Raw genomic sequence first — 1,829 nt, 5'->3', positions numbered from 1 at the left:
ATCCCGACGTACGGCTGGTGACCAGGGGCGGCAGCGTGGCCTACGACGCGCTGTTGCAGTCGCGCGAGGCGGGCGGCACCTGGGTGCTGGCGTTCGGCATGCCGCGGCACGCGCAGGAGACGCTCACCGCGATCCGGGTGGCGCGCACCGCGGGGCTGCGGGTCGCGCTGGTGACCGACCTGGCGCTCGGCGCGCTGGCCGACGAGGCCGACGTCACCTTCAGCACCGGTATCGGCTCCCGCCTGGTGTTCGACACCTACGCGGTGCCCGGCCTGATGGCCGCGGCGCTGCTCCAGGCCATGACCGACGCCGACCCCGAGCGTACCCAGGCGCGCCTGGAGGAGTACGAGCAGGTCGCCGAGGAGCATCAGTTCTTCCTCAAGGACTGAGTTCTCCCCCTATCCCGTCACATGACACGCCAAGGGGACTATTCACGGCATTTCGCGCATGAATGTTTTCATACGTCTTGCAAACCGGATCGCATATATAAATACTGCTCACGGATCACCCGGCACCCTCCGGGCACGTTCCGCACCGAGGACGCACCGCTCGCACCCGCCCCGAGAAAGCCGACGGACCGCCCATGCGCACGCAGCACCATCCGCAGCGCCGGCGGCCGGCGGCCGGGGCCCTCGCACGGACATCCCAAGCCGCCGTCTCCTACCCGCGTCGGCGCCCGGGGTGTTCGAACGGGCATCGCCTGCGCGATTCGCCCGCGGCGGCTCCGGTCATCCCCTAGGCCGGAGCCGCCGAGAACTCCGTCGAAGACCCCCCACGACGACGCCGCACACCCGGAAGCGATGACCATGACTCTGACGACGACCACGCGCATCAGCCCCGACTGGCCCTGCCAGGTCAAGGCGCCGGGCAGCTACGACTGGGAGCGCTCCGCCGCCAAGTGGCTGCGGGAACTGGTCCCGGCGCGCTACGCCAGCTACCCGGCCCTGATCCGCCACCCCGTGCTGCTCGCCCGGCACGCGCAGATCCAGGTCCAGCACGAGGTCCGGGTGGCGCGCACCGCGCTGCAGACGGCCCGGGCCGAACTGCCCCTGCTGGGCCTGCCCGAGTCGGTCATCGAGCACACCATCAAGCTGTACGCGGCGGAGGTCATGCAGCTCCAGCACATCGCGCGCAGCGTGCGGGCGGTGACCGAGGCACTGGTCGGACACAGCACGGGCCGCTGAGCATTTCGGTCCAGGGATGTGCATGTGCTTCACGGTTCCCTCACGGGTGTGATCGTAGGTACCGTCCTGTGCGATGCTCGACCCGTGACGAGCAAGCACGCCCCTGCCGTGGACACCGGTGCCGTCGCCGAGCTGGCGGCTCTGGTCAAGGTGGTGTCCAGGCAACGCGCCGAGCTGGACCGGTTGCGGGACTCGGTGGCCACCTCAGCCGTACTGGAGCGGGCCAAGGGCGCGCTGATGGCCACCACGGGCTGCTCCCCCGACGCCGCCCACGAGGCGCTGGTCCAGCGGGCCGAGGCCGGCCACCGCACGCTGCTCGAGGAGTGCTGGCTCACCCTCGGCGCCCTGGTGCCCACCCTGCCCACCGCGCTGGTTTCCGCCCCCGAACCGCCCGCCCCGGCCCCCCGGGAGCCGCTCGCCGGGCACGGCACCGCGGAGACGCTCGGCCGCATCGGCAAGGACCTCGTGCGCGTCGGTTCCCCGCAGGAGCTGGCCGGGACGCTGCTCGGACACCTGGCGCCGGGGCTCGGCGCCGACGCGGTGCTGCTGTACCGGCGACTGCCGACCCGGACCGTGACCAGGTTCGGGTTGACCCGCCCGGCGGTGAAGTTCAGGTTGGAGGCGGTCGGGCGACCGGTGCCGTCC

Annotated in this window: 2 protein-coding genes and 1 pseudogene; all 3 read left to right on the top strand. The window is 71.7% G+C overall.

Annotated elements, in window-relative coordinates:
- Positions 1-389: pseudogene (locus ABZ646_RS46100) on the top strand (MurR/RpiR family transcriptional regulator); the annotation flags it as partial.
- Between the two features lie 411 nt (positions 390-800).
- On the top strand, positions 801-1,184 hold the full coding sequence (locus ABZ646_RS46095; protein WP_360533639.1) for a hypothetical protein: 384 nt from the start codon (positions 801-803) through the stop codon (positions 1,182-1,184).
- A gap of 84 nt (positions 1,185-1,268) precedes the next feature.
- Positions 1,269-1,829 (top strand): ANTAR domain-containing protein (locus tag ABZ646_RS46090; protein WP_360533636.1); only part of this gene is annotated, 561 nt, incomplete at its 3' end.

This window comes from Streptomyces sp. NPDC007162 (genome assembly GCF_040634175.1).
Classification (GTDB): domain Bacteria; phylum Actinomycetota; class Actinomycetes; order Streptomycetales; family Streptomycetaceae; genus Streptomyces.
Note: the sequence above shows the minus strand (reverse complement) of the source record. Positions and strands in the feature narration are given on the sequence as shown.